This window comes from Pseudomonas sp. Z1-14 (genome assembly GCF_051132005.1).
GTDB lineage: Bacteria > Pseudomonadota > Gammaproteobacteria > Pseudomonadales > Pseudomonadaceae > Aquipseudomonas.
Genome location: NZ_CP071646.1, coordinates 3,655,890 through 3,674,580, shown reverse-complemented (window position 1 = coordinate 3,674,580; position 18,691 = coordinate 3,655,890). Strand labels below are relative to the sequence as shown.

The window sequence follows — 18,691 nt, the reverse complement described above, 5'->3', positions numbered from 1 at the left end:
AATTTTCCACAAATCCAGGCGAAATTGGGCTTGAAGGCGGAGAGGTTTTTCAGGTAGATTGCGTCAATGATCACGTGAATGAGAGAATAATAATATGGATTCTGTGACTACTGCACTGGTCAAGCCTGACCTCGGCGCGCGGACTGCCTTGAGTTACACGTACGTCGCGGTGTTATTCGCGATGGGCGCATCAATGGCTTTTTTCGCCCCCTTAATGTTGGGTGTTATCGCGGCCCAATATTCATTGAGCTTGTCTGCCGCAGGCGGCATCGTCACGTTGGAGATGGTGCTCACTTCCGTTACGGTTTTCGCGTTGGCGAAGCCTTTGAGCCGCTTGAGCTTAAGTAGGGTATCCACTGGGGCAGCGGCGATCGCCTTGAGCGTTCAGTTGGTGTCGTGTCTGGACTTATCGTTAGGGGCATTCGTTGCGATCCGTGCGATCTCAGGTATTGCCTGCGGCTTCTTATATGCGGGCGCCGTCTACTGGGCCTCGCTTCATCGGCATGGCGTGCGCATGATGGCATCTGCTTTTTTCTTGGCAAATCTCCTTACTGGCGTATGTATGGGTATATTGCCCATGGCGATCGAAGAAAACGGTGCAAAAGTGTTTTTCTATTCGCAAGTTATTTTATTTGTTCTGCCGCTCTTGATTTCCTTCTTTAGCGGAAATCTGGTTCGTCCTGGGGGGGCGCAATTCGTGCAGAGGTCCATGAGAGGATCAAGTGCGAATTGGTTCGCGATCAAACTTTTGCTTGTGTGCAGCGTATTATGTAACTTGGCGATGGCAATGCTTTGGACTTATTCGGAGTTTCTCGCCCAAGTGCGTGACTTCGACGCCAAAACCATCGGCATTATTCTAGGTTTAACTACCCTATTCAGTATTGGTGGATCAATTTTGGCGGGGATCTTTGACCGACGATTAGGCGTAGTTATGCCTCTCTCTATCGGGTTGCTTGTGGGGGCGCTTGCCGGCGTTATGATGTCTGCTGGCCAATCATTATTCCTGTATGCAACGGCGATGTTTCTTTACGGCGCCGCAGCATTTTTCGTGATGCCCTTCGTTATCGGAAGTGCTTCTGCTCTTGATTCGGGAGGGTGCGCTGCCAACCTCGTGGGTGGGGCGGCATTTTTAGCTGGTGCTGTCGCGCCAGCACTTGGAGGACTCCTCAGTGATGTCGTATCAGGCGATGCGGTAGGCTGGACCGCTTGTGCCTCATGCGTCTTAGCCGCGATATGCGTATTCATCGTACGTAGGAGCCTTGATGCTCCGCAATTAACCCCTTCAAACAAAAACAATATCCTCGGAGGTGAATCATGAGTTCCTGCCCTAGCAAAGTCTCGTCATCGTCGCTAATCTTCGGTGCGGGCGTTCCTAAACCCGTATTGACTGATGAAGAAATTAAACTCGTTCGCGATGGCTCCAACGGTGTTCGCGGTATATTGCCTGCCCGCTTTTACACGGATCCAGATATCTGGAAGTGGGAAGTTGAAAATGTCCTGAAGAAAAATTGGTTATTTGTCGGTCCTTGGGATTGGGCGGAGAAGCCTGGCGACTACTTCACCATTGAGATGTTCGGTGAGCCGCTGGTTATCACGCGGGACAAGGAGGGTGAGTTGCACTGCCTTGTCAACTCTTGCCGCCACCGTTGGGCTAAAGTGGCTCAAGAAGAAAAGGGTAACGCTAGCGTCCTCGTATGTCCTTACCATCGCTGGTCTTATAATCTAGATGGTTCGCTTCGAGCAATGTCGCTTGAGTCCATACAAGGTTTGGACAAGAAAGACTGCGGTTTGCCACAATTGCGTCTCGAGTTATGGAATGGACTCATATTCATTAACTTTGACAAAGATGCAAAGCCACTCGCACCTCAGCTCGCGGAGGCGGACAAGTACATTAAAAATTACGGCCTTTCGAAATTTAAGTTCGCAGACAAAATGCCGTATGAGTCTGATTGGAACTACAAGTTTTCATTTGAGACCGGTTTCGAAGCTTACCATCACATTGGCGTACACAACGAGCGCATTAGTGAAGCCATGCCTCCTGCAGCTCATCGTGTCATTGCTTCCGGTGAGCTTTTTACATTATATGGGCAGACCGGCACGCAGGAAATGCATGAGGCTGGTGTGTACCACCCTTTTGGCACTCCGCCATGGATGGATGAGCAGCGCGCTGCGGATCGTTCGTATGACGCCATGTACCTTGGAGTCTATCCAAGCTTGATCTGTTTTATCCAGCCTCATCAGATTTCTTTCATTACTACTCAGCACAAGAGCGTCGATAGGAACCAATCGGCATCCTGCATTTCCATTGCGGACTGGGCGCACGAAGTCCCAAATGCCCAAACTTTAATTGCTAATGAAGTGCAATTTATGAAAGACGTGCAGGACGAAGATACATTGGCCTGCACTTCACTTCAGGCCGGAGTTCGCTCTTCGTTCAACAAGCAGGGCTATTTGCATCCTAAGTTTGAAGGCTGGTTGCACCACTATTATGAATGGTGGGTGAACCAGATTCAGAAAGAGGAGTAGGTCGTAACTAACAAACGCAGGGCGCCGCATTCGCGATGCGCCTTGGTGTCAAACTATTGTCGTCACAACTGGAGTTAGAAAAATGGCTATTTTGAGAATGTTCAACGGTGATGTTTACGCAGACATCGATTCGATCAATCGCATCATCGGCCCGATGGAGATCGGCCAGTTCAATGTCGACTCAGCATTTTTGCGCGAAGTACGGTCTTGGTCGTCGCCGATCAGGCAGGACCAGGCGGAGCGTGTCTTGAAGTCGCTGGACGCAGATACAGAGGCAGCGCTGGTTGGCGGCGGCTTCGATCATCGCCGAGTAGGGAATCTCGTCGCCAATGATAACGGAGGCTTCTCCATGTGTGTGCGTTTCCTTGGTGGGGATGCAGACGCTCCTGTGGCTGAGCTCTCCAAAGAAACGATTCAAAACTATCTGACGCCACACCACCTGCTCGTCAATAACATTCACTTCTTGTTCGCAGGCTTAATTGCCAAGGGCTTGCAGCTAAAAAACGGTCAACAGTGCGTAGTTTACCTCTCGCCGGGCGAATACATGCGTCTAAATCACGAGGTTTTCAACTGGCCAATTTTTTCGCAAGGCGCCGGTACAGTAGCCGTCAGCTGCTATGACCTGCCCGTCGAAGAACATAAGTTTGATTTGCACCCAGAATTGACAGTTCCGACAGAAATGCGTTTCTGACTCAACCCACTAGATAAGGAGTGAAGTATGTCCTCACATCTCTCTCAGGACGAAGCGGAAGTTACTGCGGTCGTTCAGAAATATATAGATGCCATCGCCCTGACCCGTCCTAGCGACATGATAGAAGTCTTCCATCCACAGGCGCTCATGGCTGCGCAATTTGGAGGTCGGCTTGCTATCACGGCAGGCAAGGTGGGTGAAATGATAGTTGATTACATGTCTAAGCTCCCGCCAACGTTCGAGCACAGCCCAAACTTTAAAGGTCGTGTCTTATCCGTCAAGATTCACAGCGATATCGCTGCGGTGGAGCTTGCAGAAGATCAGCTTGAGGGCGGCGATATGAAAACCTTCTTCCTGCTCAACAAAACCGATGGCGACTGGATTGTGACCGCTAAAGCTACAACGAACGCGGCTTGAGGCTTAATCCTAAAAAGGTTACGACAATGAGCGCGAAACTTGAACAAACTTCGCTTACTAACAAACGGATTGTCATCGTGGGTGCGGGCCACGCTGGCGGAACGGTAGCGGCTATGCTGCGTGAGTATTGCCCTGACTGGTCTATCACGATGGTGGGCGAAGAACCGGAGGCACCTTATCAACGCCCCCCGCTGTCCAAAGCATGGCTAAAGGGGGGGACGGATGCCGACGCACTCACCTTGAAAACCCCTTCGTTCTACATAGAGCACAACATTGCACTGCTTTCCAGCGTCCGCGCTGACCGCGTCAATGCTCTACAAAAAAAGGTTTGGCTTTCTGACGGATCCATACTTCCCTACGATTACCTCGTTCTCGCCACCGGTTCAAGGGCTGTTCCCATACGGGTCCCGGGGGCGGATCTCGGCGGTGTGTTGTCACTGCGCAGCATCGCTGACGCTAAAGCGCTGAAAGCCGCCATCCGACCCGGGGAAACGGTGGCGGTGCTAGGTGCGGGTTACGTTGGTTTGGAAGTCGCAGCAACCTGCCGGACATTAGGTATGCAGGTCGTCGTATTGGAGCGTGAGGTGCGGGTTTTGTCCCGCGTCGCTTGCGGAACATTGTCTAGCTTTATGACCTCGCTACATGAGGCAGAAGGTGTGCGGTTCGAATTGGGCGTCAGCGTTGTGTCGTTTGAAGGGAGCAACGGCCGTATATCAGGCGTAAAGCTAGCGGACGGACGCACGATTTCCTGCAGCGTAGCGGTCGTTGGTATTGGTGCCGTTCCCAACCAGGAAATCGCAGAGCAGGCTGGCTTGGAGTGCGACCGTGGAATCTTAGTTAATCTCGAGGCCCGAACTTCCGAGCCGACAATTTTCGCGATAGGTGACGTGTCGAAGCGCCCAATGCCTCTGTACAACTGTATGTTCCGTATGGAGAGCGTGCCCAACGCGCTAGAACAAGCCAAGCAAGCGGCATGCGCGATTGCAGGCAGACCGGCGTTCGCCTGCGAGGTGCCCTGGCAGTGGTCCGACCAGTTCGATACGAAGCTGCAATTCGCTGGTTACCCTTTCGATGCCGATTCAGAGCTCGTGCGCGGTGATCCTGACAAAGGTAAGTTTTCCGTTTTCCATTTAAAAGGCGACGCGGTGCGTGCGATCGAGGCCATAAACTCCCCTGCGGAGTTTATGGCGGGGAGAGCGCTCATTGGAAGCGGCAGACTGGTTGACCGGCAGAGGCTTGTAAACCCTTTGGTTTCCATGAAGGAAGTCATCATGGAGCATATCCATTAGCAGAGCGTTTGAGAAGGATTGACATTGATATGGCAAAGATCATCTTCATTGATTTCCAGGGCACGAAGCGTTGCGTCGAAGGTAGCCCCGGGCAATCTGTAATGGATGCGGCCCGAAAAAATAGCGTGCCAGGGATTGTTGCTATGTGCGGCGGCAGTTGTGCTTGCGGTACGTGCCACGTGTATGTGGACGAGGAATGGGTCCCACTAGTAGGTGTGGCGCCCGAGCAAGAGCGCGAGATGTTGGACTACGCCTTCGAAGTGCAAAGCAACAGTCGCCTCTCATGCCAGATCAAAGTAACGGCGGCGCTTGATGGCTTGGTCGTCCGCACACCTTCGCGGCAAGAATGAGTAGAAACGGAGAAGTAAATGCGCATTTACACGATGACGGTCGATGGTCATAGCGTTACAAGCTCAGACACGTTCCCAGTCTTGAACCCTGCCGACGAATCGGTAGTTGCCGAAGCGCCGAAGGGTACCGTTGAGCTGCTTGACACTGCGGTCGCCGCAGCCCGCAGGGCATTTCCCGGTTGGGCCGCGCAAACACCTGAATATCGGTCGGCCAAACTGAATGAAATTGCTGATCTTATCGAGGCCAATGCTCAAGAGTTATCTACGCTTCTGACGCTTGAGCAAGGTAAGACTCAAGGAGAGTTCGGTGCGGACTATGAAGTGGGCGGCGCCGCTGCATGGACACGTGTCACTGCTGGCTTGCGACTGGATGATGAGGTGATCCAGAACGACGCGCAGGGCAGGATCGTCGCGGTGCGAAAGCCGCTTGGCGTGGTCGCGTCCATCACTCCGTGGAATTGGCCACTAGCCATCGCCATATGGCATGTCATGCCAGCCATTCATATCGGTTGTACAGTAGTCATAAAACCCTCTCCCTATACACCTCTGACCACGCTTCGCTTGGTCGAATTGATGAATACTCTATTGCCGCCGGGAGTCATTAACGTCGTCACGGGCGGCGCGGAGATTGGCGACCGCATTTCCACGCATCCGGACATTAATAAGATCGTTTTTACGGGTTCGACAGCCATCGGTCGCCACATAATGTCTAATTCGGCTGGGACATTGAAGCGCTTGACCCTCGAACTCGGTGGCAACGATGCAGGAATCATTCTCCCAGGCACGAACATAGACCCGTTCATTGATCGCTTGTTCCTCGCCAGCTTCTTGAATTGCGGACAGAATTGCTCTGCTCTCAAGCGCCTATTTGTCCATTCATCCCAATATGAAGAAATCGTCGAAAAGATTGCTGCTTATGTTTCAACTAAGCGCGTCGGCACCGGTCTGGATGCGAGTAATCATATCGGCCCATTGAGTAACAGAATGCAACTTGAAAAAGTTGCTTCGCTTGTAGAGGATGCACGTAAACGTGGGGCTAGAATTGTCACCGGCGGCATGCCTCTTAAAGGTCCCGGTTACTTCTACAAGCCCACTGTTGTCGCGGACGTATCCGACGACATGTTATTAGTCAAAGAAGAACAGTTCGGTCCGGCCTTGCCTATTCTCAAATATGAAACGGTTGAAGAAGCCGTGGCGCGCGCGAACTCGTTAGACGTAGGCTTGGGAGGCTCTGTATGGAGCAACGATGTCGAGGCAGGGGCTAAAATAGCTGCTCTCCTTGAGTGCGGTACCGCTTGGGTCAATTCTCACTCGTTACTGAGCCCCATGGCACCATTCGGTGGAGTGAAGAGCTCAGGTATCGGGACGGAGTTTAGCATTGATGGGTTGAAAGAATACACTTACATACAAGTGATAAATATTGCTAAGTAACTATGTGATAGTCTGGAAAAAAATATAGAATAATCTACGAAGCCTGGCTTCGGCCGAGTGATTAATGCAACAGCATTATGTCGCCCGAGGCACAGTTAGCGATCCTCTGGCTTATAGTAAATATTAAGGAGTTATCCATGTGCCCAGAACTCTCAGATACACCGACAGCGCAGCCTATCGTTCTTCGTCGCAATGTTACTGATCTGGTAAAACCAGACCGCATCCACACATCTCTATATACCGACCCGGCGTTGTTCGAGGTTGAAATGGAGAAAATATTTAAAACTACCTGGGTATGGGTGGCGCATGAAAGCGAAATACCTGAATCGGGCAGTTTCAAGAATCATTGGGTTGGAAAGGAGCCAGTCATAGTGGTTCGTGACCGTAAGGGCGAGATCAATGTGCTGCTGAACCGCTGTCGTCATCGTGGCGCAACAGTTTGTGAAGGAAAGTCGGGTAAGACTAACAGTTTTGTATGCCCCTATCACGGTTGGAGCTATGCACTCGACGGATCGCTGCGCGGAGTCCCTTCGCCTGAAAGCTACGGTGAATCACTGAACAAAGCCGACCTCCCTTTGGTCGGCCTACGAGTCGCAACTTATGCAGGGATGGTATTCGCTACATTCAAACAGGACATTATGCCGTTGTCCGACTGGCTGGGCCCAGTGAAGAAATGGATAAATTTGTTTATGAAGCAAGGTGGCGGCCATCCAATCAAAGTGGCGGGAACGCACCGCTTCCGCTTCCCTGGCAATTGGAAAATTCAGCTGGAGAACACCACAGACGCGTACCATTTCCCTATCGTTCATAAATCCTTTCTCAGCTCGGTTGACGAGGAAATGTTGCAGACAATGGACTTCTGGAATAATCCAGGCTTCGTTGAGGACTTAGGAAATGGCCATAGCGTCAATGTGATGATTCCTGAACTGGTAGATTTGGAAGCGGACCTTGAGCGTGACATCCCTGAGCGTTTCGAAGAGCTCGCCGTGGAGTTACGCGCAGAGGGTCGCGATGAACTCAGTGTTCGTCGCATCGTTCGCGCAGTAGGCGGTGCGGGTTTCAACCTCAATCTGTTTCCCAATGTAGCTTGCTCGATGGCTTTCTTCCGTGTGCTTCAGCCTATCGCGGTGAACGAAACCGAGATCCACCACGTCGCTCTCGTTATGGATGGCGGTCCCGCTGGTGCCAATCAAGCCAGAATGCGTGTGCATGAGCATTTCCAGGGACCGATGGGATTCGGCACACCAGATGACGGTGAAGCATGGGAGCGTGTGCAAAAAGGGGCCGCCGCCGGCACAGACTTGTGGGTTCTGGTAAATCGCGGCCTGCCCAACGAAATTCTTGGAGAAGATGGCCCGAAGAGCGATGTAAGTGCTGAGACCGGTATGCGAGCCGCTTACCAGCAGTGGCTCAAAAGTATGTCTGCTTGAAAGTCGTCCAGAACTTGAAAAGAGAACTCAAATGAACACCGAATTGTTGCAACAGGTAACGGCCTTCATCTGGACTGAGGCCGACATGCTCGACCAACTCGAATACAACGCTTGGCTTGAGCTGTGGGAAGAAGACGGGCTTTATGTCGTGCCTATTGATCGCTCTCCTAATACGGAGTACAGCAACGTGCTGAATTACGCATACGATGACAAGAACATGCGAACGCTGCGTGTGGAACGGTTGACCGGGGGGGAATCCATTTCAACATCGCCCGTGCCCCGCACCGTGCGTCAAGTTTCACGCATTCGTATCATCTCTGATGCCAACGGGATTATCACCGTTCGCGCAGCTCAACTAATGACTGAGTATCGAAAAAGCAACATACGCTACAACACCGCTGACGTCGAGTTTCAGCTCGCCAGAACTCTTGATAGCTTCAAAATTAAGCGCAAGAAGGTGCTGCTTATCAATTCCGACGACGCATTGGTTACCGTAGGATACATTTTTTAACTTTTAGAATTCACAAGGGCTGTGAATCTTAGATGGACAGGCTCCGCGTGGACCCAGCTTTTTACAATGGACGTTCAACGGCCTTATGTGCGCCTTGTCGGCACACGTATATACGCTATTAACTGGTTACAAGTTTGCCATTTTTGCCGCCGACAATCTTCACCAACGCGATAATCCCCGCGGTGCCGTGCTATGCGCGTCTCGCATTATGTGATTAAGCCTTATGAGACAGCACACATGTTGAGCTTCAATTTTCGTATCAACCCAGCGCGGATTGTGTTTGGTCGCGGCGCGTCACAAAATATATCCGCTGAAGTGGAAAAACTTGGTGGTAAGCGTGCATTAATATTGTGCACCCAGAACCAGAAAGTGAATGCCGAGAGAGTGGCAGCGCAGCTTGGCTTGTTAAGCGGTGGTGTTTTTGCAGGGGCAGTGATGCACACGCCAGTAGATGTAACTGAAAAAGCGATGCAGGCATTTGTTGAAACTAAAGCCGATTGCATTGTTGCTTACGGAGGAGGGTCTACAATTGGGTTGGGCAAAGCTATCGCGTTGCGTAACGATGCCGCGCAAGTAGTGATTGCAACCACCTATGCCGGCTCAGAGGTGACCCCAGTGCTCGGTGAAACTGAGAACGGTATAAAACGAACCCGCAGTGATGCGCGAATCTTGCCGGAAACCGTTATCTACGACCCTGAACTCACATTAGAACTGCCGGTAAAGGTAAGCGTGGCCAGCGGGCTGAACGCAATAGCACATGCGGTCGAAGGATTGTATGCCCAAGATCGAAATCCTATTTCGAGCCTACTAGCGGTCGAAGGACTCCGTTCCATGAGTGAAGCGCTTAGGTTAATTGTTAAACAACCGGGGGATATTGAAGCGCGTTCACTAGCTTTGTATGGGGCATGGTTGTGCGGAACGGTGCTCGGGGTTGTCGGAATGTCGCTGCACCACAAGCTTTGCCATGTGCTCGGAGGCAGTTTCAACCTGCCGCACGCTGAGACCCATGCGGCCATCCTCCCGCATTCAATTGCTTATAACGCTAGGGCCGCAGCAAGCGAACTTGCGCCTGCCGCTGCCTTGTTCGAGGACGATCTCCCTGGCGGCTTATATGATCTCGCAGAGACGCTTTGCGCGCCGCGCTCGCTGTGCGAGTTGGGTTTGGCTGAGTCAGATCTGGACAGGGCATCCGACATTGCGGTCAGCAATCCATATTGGAACCCTGAAGAAGTCACTCGGGACGGCATTCGTGCTTTGCTGCAACGTGCATGGGCGGGCCATCGCCCAAACTAAGCGGCTCTCAATTTGCAAAAAATACCATTAGGAGGGATCGAGTATGTCAACGCAAACTGAAGATGGAGAGATGAACCAGTTAACGCATAATGGAACTGGTTTTCCTTTTTTTAGTGAGGATACATCCGTTGAGGTAGTGAACCTCCGCATGGGTGGAAGCGTTAACCCTCGCCTAAAGCAGGTGATGACGTGTTTGATTCAGCATCTGCATGCGTTCATAAAGGAAATCGAACTAACGCAGGAAGAATGGGAGCTAGGTATCGACTTTGTCACTCGCACGGGACAGTTATGTAGTGAAGAGCGTCAGGAGTTTATCTTATTATCGGACGTACTCGGGATCTCCATGTTAGTGGATGCGGTGAACAATCGACATCCGTTTGGTGCGACCGAAAGCACTGTGTTCGGACCGTTTCACGTGGAGGGCGCGCCGCACCTGGAAATGGGCGCGAACATCAGTCTTGACGCTAAAGGCGAAAAGTGCCTGTTCGAGGGGCGCGTCATTGACATAGAAGGCAATCCAATCGAAGGCGCGGTCATCGACGTATGGTGCGACAACGCTGCTGGGTATTACGATGTGCAACAGCCAGAATTGCAGCCAAAATGGAATAACCGTGGTGTTTTTATTACAGGCGCTGACGGCCTGTATAGCTTTTATGGAATAAAGCCCGTTTCATATCCGATCCCTAATGACGGGCCCGTCGGTCAGCTGCTCGAAAAGCTTGATCGTCACCCGTATCGCCCGGCACACATCCATTTCCGTGTTGCGGCCAAGGGCTACCGGAAACTGATCACACACATTTTTACGGCGGACAGCCTTTACATTGATTCGGACGCTGTATTTGGGGTTAAAAAGAGTCTCATTACACCATTTAAAAAATGCGATAGGAGTGACGCTGTATGGAGCGCCAAATATAATTTTGTGTTGGCTTCCTAACACAAAAGCATCTCCAGTTTTGAGTATCAACTAGTAAGATAAATTCTTAATTCCAATGCGAGAGAGTCAGAACGGACTAGGCGTTGGTTTGGACAGTTTCGATGAAATTCTCAGCATTGGGTGTCGCGATTTTTCTGTTTGGTCTTTGTAACAAAGTCATTACCTTGAGGTTACGGCACTTTTGCTCAAATCCAATACTTAGATGGCCATGACGCATTTCGGCCTGATGAGCCGGTTTGGAGTGGGTGCTTGTAAACTATCGCATGCTCTATTTAATCGGTTACGTTTCGCCGAAGCGATTGTCATAAGCAGCTAACGTTAAGCTCAGTTCTGTTGTTTTTCCGTTCGTTCCCCGACATTTTTTGTGCCGAGCTCTGCCCGCGCCACCTTGCGTTGCTGGCAGAGACCGTTACGTGGATTCCTATGGGCGGAGCGCGCCATGGCTTCAATCCACGACCTGTCTCTTGGCCTGGATGCAAGAGTGGCGGTGTCCAGACGAGGAGCTACGCGGGATATAGATTACAGCCATTTGACCAGCTCGCCAGTATTGCTCACCGCCAAATTCACTCCTCGCCATTGAGCGGGTACGCAGCGCAACTCCACATTCGATCGGCTGTGGTGACTGCTCGGGAACGATCCATGTCGCATACAGATCTGCTTATTGCTAAAATCTCGCAGGCCTGCGGCTCAGCAGGTACAGTTCGTCAAGAAAAGGCTTTTTATGACCCCTAAGATTAATCAAGATGTAACACAGCTTACCCCCACTGAGTTGCGCGAGTCTTGGCCATATTTCTGGATTCATCGAGTGAACTCATTTTATTCACGTGCGATCGAGAAGCGATTGAAATCGCTTGGTGTAGATGATCCGAGGTGGCGCGTAATGATGACGCTATATGAAACAGAGTACATGTCGGTTTCTGAGATTGCCGAGTTCACTACGCTTAGACTTAACACAGTGACCAAAATAATTCAGAGGATGATTTCCGATCAGTTGGTTATGACCCGGGTCAGACCTTCTGATCGTCGAGTGACGGATGTGTGCCTTACTAAAAGAGGAGAGGAATTACGCGCTAAAGCGATGATCGAAGTGATGCGTATACGAGATGAAAGTTTCTTCACTTCTTCCCCCGAGGAGCTGCGATTAATTAATAAAACGCTTGAGAAGATAGCTAACCAGCTCAGTCGAATTGTTTGAGGCGCGGTTTCCAAAGAAACGAATACTGCTTGTCGAGTCTTCGTAGGATTTATGTTGCCAGCGTGCACCTAAGCTTACGAAGGGCTGTTGTGCTCGAAGTTTACGGATGCTGGTCATTTCGGTCTCTGAGCTGGTTTGGTAGGTTAAGCAAAAGCAGCGGTTATTTCGTCGCTTCACGACGAATTTGGATGATTTCGGGAGTCCGTTCGGTGTGGCTTGCGCGGTGCCGCTCACTTGCGGGGAGCTAGTCGTAGGTGGGCGTGGATAAATGGGGGCGGTTCAGTTCAGCTGCCAGTTCTTCGTTTCGAACCCCTGTACATTGTACGAGCTATCTGCTCACGCTGGCGGTAACCAAGCAAATTCTGTTCTTCCCGTCGTACTTCTTAATGCTCCATACCAGTCAAGCCGGTTGTTAGCTTTTCGGAACGATATTCGTCATAGCTTTTCATTACCTACGTTGTTTTTGCGAAAAACTAGGATGCTTCAATCTAAATTCCCCTGACAAAAACCTTGACTGATCCGTTTATGCAGAGCGCTGTTGCGTGCGAAGCACAAATAGCTTGGTCACAGCCGCTCCAAAGAGAACGGCAGATTTAAAGCTACCATTTGATTCTGGACGTTGTGCCCCAGTTTCTTTCACGCGCACGCCTGTCATGATGCAATTCAATGCCAAAGTGAAAAAATGTATCTGGCCCACCTGTCCAGATCGGCGCCTGGCGACAATTCCTGCTATAGCAGGTGTAAACCCGGTCATCTTCTCCGACGCGCTGCGGGTCAAAATCAGGGAGCGAGGACTGGTCAGCAGTACGGCGATCTAATTAGTCATGGGCGTATTACCAGACGGAACCCGCGGCATCTTGGCCTTCTGGATAGAAAACGGAAGGCGTCAAGCTTTGGATAAAGGTCCTCAGTAATTTCAAGACACGCGGCTTCGAAGACGTGCCTATTGTCGTAACTGACGACGTCAAAAAGTTCCAGAGGCTCTGAGCGTGGTCTTTCCTGAGAGGAGGTTGCAGAAACCTGCATCACGCACCTCCGCGTAGCCTCGACCATGGGACAACGCCGGGGAAACTAGCCAAGGCTCTCAAGCTAATCTATCAATCGATCAACGCCGATGCCGCCCCAATGGTTTTGTACTTGTTCAAAACCGGCCCACCGGGGTTAACAGCATCCGACCCTCGCGGCTGCCTCGCGAAGTGTCTGGGATCAAGTTGTCCTCCCACTTGACGTCCGGAAAGTGATCATACGACCAACTCAATCGAGAGCATCAACGCTAAACGGCGATAGATCATCAAAACGAGAGGCCACGTCCCGACCAATGACGCGGCCACCAGGCTAATCTGGCTGGGTATGCGCAACGTTACGGTGAACTAGGGCATTGCGGCCCTTACTGAAAAAGTGCCATGAATGAGTTCAGGCAACCGGCAGAATAATAGACACGATCGAAAAACGGCACATTCTTCGATCAACGACAGATGACTTGGAGAGTTTTTCTCACAGGTGGGACGCGATTCGAGGATGGACCAAACTACCGTTATTAGGTACGAAATGTCAGCTATCGATTGCCGAGCTCCTTGCGTTCGCACCTGCTCAAATGACTGAAGAGCAACTACCGATTCTCCCTACGTCAAGCGGTGTAGTGGCTGGGTCTTGTCCAAGCAGAAAATCCGAGATTCTTCACGCATTTGTATGCAGCACCTACAGCGAAGGGGTAATCAAGAACCGTATGACAGAAAGACTGTTAAGTACGGTTCTGTGAGCGAGGACTAACCCCTTCTCGAATCGAGAACCTCATGCGTGGCAGTGCCAAGCACTGATCGCCCGCCGCAGCCTTCTTGGTAAAAGCTTACGAAGCCATGTCGCGTTGCAGCTGCGACCGCCCAGTTTAACGCACCGCCGATATTAGTGACTTGGAGGGGGCGCGTAGGACTTACGTTTGTTCCGTTCATTTTATACGGCAGGACGGGAGAGGCTCCGAAATCCCTTCGAGATTAGTCATGTGGGCTACACTGGTTTAGATGAAATAGACCTTAAAACCCTCCTGTTCAGCACGAAGAGAGATGACGCGCCCGGTTGACATACATTAACAATAACATGATAATTACCGTAAATGGAGGCGGATATGCAGCTAAACGATGTGGCATTGGTCCACCCTCTCGCCTTAGGCGGGGAAGGGCCTTCGGTGGTCGTCAAGGACTGTTTTGACATCGCGGGTACGGTTACAGGTATTGGCTCTGAGGCCTACTCAGACGCGTTACCGGCTGAGTCAAATGCGCGGGTCATTGAAAATGTCCTGAATGCGGGCTGCCGGATTATAGGCAAAGCCAATATGCACGAATTGGCTTTCGGAATGACCGGCGTCAATAATTTTTACGGCACTCCTGTCAATCCTAGGTGGCCCGAGTTAATACCTGGGGGATCATCCTCTGGATCTGCTGTAGCTGTCGCTGCGGGGTGGTGTGACTTTGCTATAGGCACTGATACCGGAGGATCTATACGTCAGCCCGCGACTTGTTGTGGTGTGTTCGGTTTTAAGCCTACTTTTGGTCGTTTGAGTCATGCCGGGATCAAAGGCTCCAACAGTTCCCTCGATTGTGCGGGCCCCATTGCCCGCGACATTGACATGATCGAGACGGCAATGAAGGCTATGGATCCTAGTTTCTTTGCTGATAATCTCCAACGCAAACCACGTATTGGTAGGATTAATATCTCCTCAAAACTTGGCCCTGAAATACTCCATCTGTTGCGATCGTTTGCCTCACTGCCGGTAGTAGAACTTAAGAGCTTGGACGCAGCTTTCGATGCAGCAATGATCATAATTGGTTATGAAACAGCGTTAGAGTACGGACACCTCCTTGATACTCGTAGTCCCCTAGGGGAGGATGTGGCACTCAGATTGGGTGAGGCTCGTAAAATAACGGAGCAAAGTGTGAGTCGCGCTGAGGTAGTGCGCAAGCAGTTCTGCAAGCAGGTCGATGAGCTATTGTTAAATTTTGACGCGTTGTTACTTCCAGCAATGCCCGATATCCCGCCTACCGTCAACTCCGTAAGAAATAAGCGATCCGTTTTATGGACTACTCAGTTTCTGAGACCATTCAATCTCAGTGGTCACCCTGCAATTACAATTCCTTTCCTCTCCAAAAATGGTTGGCCAGTTGGAATGCAGTTGGTTGGAAAAAAGAATGAAGATGCAAAGCTTTGTGCAATTGCTCGCCAGCTTAAACACACTAGTATTTAATTATGATCGCGGCTTTGTACAATATGATCATGTTTTTATTGTATCTTTACGGTTTGCACGCGCGACATGCAAGTATTCAGGTAGGATTCTGGATAAGTGATTAGTTATAACTGGCTGGCTATTTATATAGACCGGTAGTTGGCAGGAGCGGCGCGTTTTTCTCTCTTTCTTTGCTGCGATTGAGTAAAGGTATGTCGATCGAAAAAAGCTAAGAATCTCGACTGCTTTAAAATTATAAAAAAAGGTAGGAATAATGAAGAAGCGTGAACGGCAGCGGCTAAAAGTTATACGTCGTTTTGATAGTGGAGGGGGAATAATTCGGATTAGATTTGTATCTGAAGATAGTGCTGGGCTGGTACCTTTCGAGGCTGGCGCCCATTTAAGTATCTATTTGCCTGATATAGAAGCGTGGCGACAATACTCAATTTGTTCCGATCCTTGTGAATTGGATTTTTATGAAATTGCTGTGCTTAAAGACCCCAAATCGAGAGGCGGTTCGGTTTTAGTTCACGCAACGGCCGTCGAAGGGGCAGTGTTTGACGTGGAAGGGCCTAATAATAATTTTCCTTTGGATGAGAGTGCTGAATGTAGCATGCTTTTTGGTGGAGGTATCGGAATTACACCAATGATTGCGATGGCGGCCCGTCTCAAGGAGTTAGGAAAAAAATTCAAGCTGCATTATTTTTCGCGTTCAGAAGAGAATGCTGCTTTTGTTGACGATCTTAGGGGAGCGTATGAACCTGAGAATATTTTTTTTCATTTTGGAGGAAGGGAAGCGGCTCAAAAACTTGATTTGTTCCGAGATCTTCCGGCACCGACGACCACTACCCATTGTTATATATGTGGACCTCAAGGATTTATTGACTGGATAATTACTGCTGTTAAACAGGCAGGTTATCCGAATGGAAATATCCACCGAGAGTATTTCTCAGCGGATGTCACTTATTCCGGTAATAGCTTTGACGTTGAGTGTGCCAATAGCGGAGTGACCGTAACAATTGGTCCTGACGATACGATAGCTCGAGTTTTGGCAAAGGTCGGAATCAAAGTCGATGTGATGTGCGAGGAGGGAGTATGTGGTACATGTATGACAAACGTGATTGAGGGTGAGATTGACCACCGTGATCAATTTTTAACCGATGAAGAGCGACGAGAGGGGGCGTTAATCTGCGTATGCTGTTCTCGCGCTAATAGCCCAAAATTAGTTCTAGATATTTGAGGATGCTAATATGGAACTCAGTGAAACGCAGCTCAATTTTAGAGAGGGCATGAGCCGGTTAGGCGCCGCTGTGAACTTAATCACTACGGACGGTCCTGCGGGAAGACATGGCCTTACTGCTTCAGCGGTATGTTCGATCACGGATGACCCACCAACGCTACTTGTCTGCGTGAATCAAAAGTCATTCTCGCATAACAAATTTATCGAAAATAGTGTGCTATGTGTGAATGTGCTCGCCTACGAAGATAAAGAACTTTCAGGGCATTTTGCTCGTCATGTGGGCGGTGTGGATCGGTTTTCTTTCGGGGAGTGGGCAACCGGCGAGACGGGTTCTCCTCGGTTGAAAGGAGCGAACGCATCCTTTGATTGTAAAATTACCGGTCAGCAAAAAGAAGGCACGCACACTGTCCTGTTTTGCCGTGTGGTGAGCGTTACGTTAGCGGAGCGGCGGCGGGGTGGGCTGGTATATTTTTGTAGAGATTTCAAGCGCATAGAGGCTCAAGCTGATTAGCTTGGGGCAGTTAGCCGAGTTAGCCAGGCATCTTGGCGTTTCTGAGTTCTGTGTCCAGTCGAGCAGTGCCTTTATTTCTGTATCAGTCACACGACCTTTAAGGACTGTTGAGAAATAAAAATCTTATCATATTGTCCTTCTAAGTAGGATGCAATTGTGTAGCTGTAGCGTGACGTCCCTTTTTGTGCGGATTCTCAAGCGCTAGAGTCAAGATTCTGAGGGACTGTCCAGGTCCTTAAGCCAGTGGATTTACAAGTCATCCCTGCACTGATACGTTTTGCGGATTTAATATGGCGCCGTTCGAATGATCCAAGAGATGCCCCAGATGTTCAAATTATGCGCTAGATTCATACCGTGTTGTAATTCTATGCATTTGTTATTTCGGTTCTTCTCTAGCGTTTTAGCCAAGAAAATGAGGTTCGAGCAATGTCCGATATTTTGCTAGGTATGTCTCGACCATTATCAGCCCCTGCTGAATTGGTTGATTTTTCAAAGCTCACTGAACAACCTGCTTTCATCGAATTAATGGATGAGGTGCTTAAGCGTCGCGATGAAATTCATGCAAGACGACATGTCCCTAAAGAAATTGTGTCTATGATGAAAGCTGCTAGAATTTTTCGATCTGCTACCCCAGTTAAATTTGGCGGCGATGCGTTGCCCCCCCATCATTTCCTTAAAATGATTGACAAACTTGGTGAGGTTGATGGTTCTACGGCTTGGGTTGCGGCCTTCGGATCTGCTAACACCTACTACGCGGCACTACCTGAAGAAGCTCAAGCTGTTATATATGCCAATGGCCCAGATCAGGTTTTTGCGGGAGGACTTTACCCTGTTCAGCAAGCCAAGCGAGTAGAAAATGGTTGGATAGCTTCAGGGCGCTGGAAGTTTGCGTCGGGTTGTATGGGCGCCGACTGGATCAGTATGGGTATCCAGGGCCGAAAAGGTAGCTCTGACATGGGAGGAGGCGGCGCGTCAGAAGTACTTATGGCTGTGGCACCGGCCGAAGATGTACAAATAATTGAGACTTGGGACGCCATGGGTATGCGTGGTACAGGAAGCCACGATATACAAGTAGAGGATCGGCTATTCACCGATTTTTGGACGTGTCCCCGTGGCGCGCGAAGTATTTATGACGACTCACTCTACCGCTACCCTCTGCTAGCTTATCAAGCTCAAGTCCACGCAGCTTGTAATCTAGGGCTTGCACGCGCAGCCCTAAATCTTGCGATCAACATGTCTGGTGGGGCGAAAATTATGCCTGGCGCGCCGCGTCTTGTGGAGCGGGCCTACTTTAGGACGGCGCTAGCTCAGGGGGAGGCCCGGTTACGATCAGCCAGAGCCTTTTTCTATGAGACAGCCGAAAAAGCATGGGAAGAATTGCAGCATCAGGAACAACTTTCCGTAGAGGCCATAAATTTACTACGGCTTTCTGCTAGCCATGCGGCGCACGCAAGTGCTGAGACCGTACAGGATTGCTATCGAGTGGTGGGGATGGCGGCTATTCAAGAAAACCATCCCATGCAACGTATTCTACGTGATTGCCTGGTTGTGACCCAGCATGCCGCTTTGAATGACTCAACGTTCGAAAATGCAGGCGCTCTATTGTCTGGCGCCCCAGAGACTTATGGTTATCCGTAAATGTTGGGAATCACCGCC

Annotated in this window: 16 protein-coding genes and 1 pseudogene; all 17 read left to right on the top strand. The window is 50.3% G+C overall.

Going from position 1 to position 18,691, the window contains the following annotated elements; all coding sequences use genetic code 11:
- The first annotated feature begins 94 nt into the window (after positions 1-94).
- Complete coding sequence (locus tag J3P89_RS16385) at positions 95-1,318, top strand: hypothetical protein (RefSeq protein WP_434694915.1); 1,224 nt, start codon at positions 95-97, stop codon at positions 1,316-1,318.
- Entirely contained in the window at positions 1,315-2,526 is a 1,212-nt protein-coding gene (locus tag J3P89_RS16380; protein WP_434694914.1) for an aromatic ring-hydroxylating oxygenase subunit alpha, read from the top strand. The genes J3P89_RS16385 and J3P89_RS16380 overlap by 4 nt, the downstream gene beginning before the upstream one ends.
- A gap of 82 nt (positions 2,527-2,608) precedes the next feature.
- A complete protein-coding gene (locus J3P89_RS16375) occupies positions 2,609-3,217 on the top strand; it encodes a hypothetical protein (protein ID WP_434694913.1) in 609 nt (202 codons plus the stop codon).
- 27 nt (positions 3,218-3,244) lie between these two features.
- Positions 3,245-3,634 (top strand): nuclear transport factor 2 family protein, encoded by a 390-nt coding sequence (locus J3P89_RS16370; protein WP_434694912.1) that lies wholly within the window; start codon positions 3,245-3,247, stop codon positions 3,632-3,634.
- Between the two features lie 26 nt (positions 3,635-3,660).
- Positions 3,661-4,923 carry an NAD(P)/FAD-dependent oxidoreductase gene (locus tag J3P89_RS16365; RefSeq protein WP_434694911.1) on the top strand — a complete coding sequence of 421 codons (1,263 nt, stop codon included), beginning with the start codon at positions 3,661-3,663 and terminating at the stop codon, positions 4,921-4,923.
- 29 nt (positions 4,924-4,952) lie between these two features.
- The gene (locus tag J3P89_RS16360) at positions 4,953-5,273 is read left to right on the top strand and encodes a 2Fe-2S iron-sulfur cluster-binding protein (protein ID WP_434694910.1); all 321 of its coding nucleotides are present in this window, start codon (positions 4,953-4,955) and stop codon (positions 5,271-5,273) included.
- A gap of 18 nt (positions 5,274-5,291) precedes the next feature.
- A complete protein-coding gene (locus tag J3P89_RS16355) occupies positions 5,292-6,704 on the top strand; it encodes an aldehyde dehydrogenase family protein (protein ID WP_434694909.1) in 1,413 nt (470 codons plus the stop codon).
- 137 nt (positions 6,705-6,841) lie between these two features.
- Positions 6,842-8,134, top strand: a complete 1,293-nt coding sequence (locus J3P89_RS16350) for an aromatic ring-hydroxylating oxygenase subunit alpha (protein ID WP_434694908.1) — start codon at positions 6,842-6,844, stop codon at positions 8,132-8,134.
- Between the two features lie 31 nt (positions 8,135-8,165).
- Positions 8,166-8,645, top strand: a complete 480-nt coding sequence (locus J3P89_RS16345) for an aromatic-ring-hydroxylating dioxygenase subunit beta (protein WP_434694906.1) — start codon at positions 8,166-8,168, stop codon at positions 8,643-8,645.
- Positions 8,646-8,882: 237 nt separating this feature from the next.
- Positions 8,883-9,938: a maleylacetate reductase gene (locus J3P89_RS16340; RefSeq protein WP_434694905.1), complete on the top strand. Its 1,056-nt coding sequence runs from the start codon at positions 8,883-8,885 to the stop codon at positions 9,936-9,938.
- A gap of 43 nt (positions 9,939-9,981) precedes the next feature.
- On the top strand, positions 9,982-10,872 hold the full coding sequence (locus J3P89_RS16335; protein ID WP_434694904.1) for an intradiol ring-cleavage dioxygenase: 891 nt from the start codon (positions 9,982-9,984) through the stop codon (positions 10,870-10,872).
- Between the two features lie 721 nt (positions 10,873-11,593).
- Positions 11,594-12,067 carry a MarR family winged helix-turn-helix transcriptional regulator gene (locus J3P89_RS16330; protein WP_434694903.1) on the top strand — a complete coding sequence of 158 codons (474 nt, stop codon included), beginning with the start codon at positions 11,594-11,596 and terminating at the stop codon, positions 12,065-12,067.
- Positions 12,068-13,232: 1,165 nt separating this feature from the next.
- Positions 13,233-13,432 (top strand): annotated as a pseudogene (locus J3P89_RS16325) (transposase); the annotation flags it as partial.
- Between the two features lie 757 nt (positions 13,433-14,189).
- Positions 14,190-15,305 carry an amidase gene (locus J3P89_RS16320; protein WP_434694902.1) on the top strand — a complete coding sequence of 372 codons (1,116 nt, stop codon included), beginning with the start codon at positions 14,190-14,192 and terminating at the stop codon, positions 15,303-15,305.
- Between the two features lie 253 nt (positions 15,306-15,558).
- Positions 15,559-16,524 (top strand): PDR/VanB family oxidoreductase, encoded by a 966-nt coding sequence (locus J3P89_RS16315; RefSeq protein WP_434694901.1) that lies wholly within the window; start codon positions 15,559-15,561, stop codon positions 16,522-16,524.
- 10 nt (positions 16,525-16,534) lie between these two features.
- The gene (locus J3P89_RS16310) at positions 16,535-17,035 is read left to right on the top strand and encodes a flavin reductase (protein WP_434694900.1); all 501 of its coding nucleotides are present in this window, start codon (positions 16,535-16,537) and stop codon (positions 17,033-17,035) included.
- A 426-nt stretch (positions 17,036-17,461) separates the two neighbouring features.
- The gene (locus J3P89_RS16305; protein ID WP_434694899.1) at positions 17,462-18,673 is read left to right on the top strand and encodes an acyl-CoA dehydrogenase family protein; all 1,212 of its coding nucleotides are present in this window, start codon (positions 17,462-17,464) and stop codon (positions 18,671-18,673) included.
- The last annotated feature ends 18 nt before the right edge of the window (positions 18,674-18,691 follow it).